We start from the raw sequence: 1,208 nt of genomic DNA on the forward strand, positions 1-1,208 counted from the left end.
CCCATCGCCACTGGCCGGTCCGCCGCGATGAGGTCATGGCGACCATGCTGGCACAGCCCGCGCGGCTCGCGGTGACACCGCCGGGGCGTAGCCGTGGCGGGGCGGCGGCGGTCAGTCCCAACTGTCGACGTGGCGCATCAGTGGCAGCGCCTTCCGCTGGATCCGGCCCATCCGGGAGTGGATCACGTCGAGGGTCTCGATCGCCTCGGCCACATAGGGCCCCTTGTTGAGCATCACGCACTCGGACCTCTGCGCGGACCCGGCGTCGGAGATCTCCGCGCGCGACGGGATCCCGGTCTTCGCCAACGACTCCAGCACCTGCGTCGCCAGGACGACGGGGACGCGGGCCGCCTGGCACATCAGCGTGATGTTGCGCGGAATCTCCGAGAGCGACTCGAAACCCATCTCGACGGCGAGGTCACCGCGGGCGATCATCACACCGATCCGCTCGTGACGCATCGCCTCCAGCAGCAGGTCCGGTAGCGCCCGGTACGCCTGCCGGGTCTCGATCTTGAGGAGCAGTCCCAGCTCCCGCCCCGACTCCGAGGCCGCGGATTCCAGGGCCTCGACCGCGTCGGCGACGTCCCTTCTGGTCCGCACGAACGACAGCGCCACGAGATCGGCGTGTCGGGACGCGAAGTCGAGACTCTGTCGGTCCTCCTCGGTCAGCGCGGGGGTGTCCATCTCCAGTCCCGGGACGTTGATCCCCTTCTCCGACCCCAGCCAGCGGCCACCCTCCCGGCAGCGCACCACCTCCAGCCTGGCCCAGGGGGCGTCCGTGGCACCCGGGGTGGCGGTCTCGACGACCTCTGCGGAGATCACCCCGTCGTCGAACAGGACGCGGTCACCCACCGCCAGCGCCTCCACGACCGCGGGAAGCGCACATCCCAGTCGGATCTCCGCACCGGACCGCGGTGGATCCACCGGTTCCATGTCCACGGTGAGCAGGATCCGGTCCCCGGAGTGGACGCGAATCCGCTGGGGCACCGCAGGGATGCCGCGGACCCTGGTGCGCTCGAAGTCGCAGTCGATCAGCGTGCCGTCGCGCACCCACGCGTTGCGATCACCCTCCGCGAGGACTCCACCGTCATCCACGGACACCACGGTGAAGCGTCGACGCAGCCGCCGTGCATCGGGGACCTCGATCACGTCCCCGGGCCTCCGGCCCGCGAGCCACCGCGGGTCCACCCGGACGCACAGCGGGGGGC

1 protein-coding gene is annotated in these 1,208 nt (G+C 70.9%); it reads right to left on the reverse strand.

What is annotated here, in order from left to right; genetic code table 11:
• Positions 1-111: 111 nt before the first annotated feature.
• Positions 112-1,208, reverse strand: a 1,097-nt coding sequence (locus IY392_RS15190) for a pyruvate kinase (protein ID WP_228549477.1), incomplete at its 5' end; no start/stop codon positions are given.

It is taken from the genome of Dietzia sp. SYD-A1, from assembly GCF_015356725.1.
Taxonomy (GTDB): domain Bacteria; phylum Actinomycetota; class Actinomycetes; order Mycobacteriales; family Mycobacteriaceae; genus Dietzia.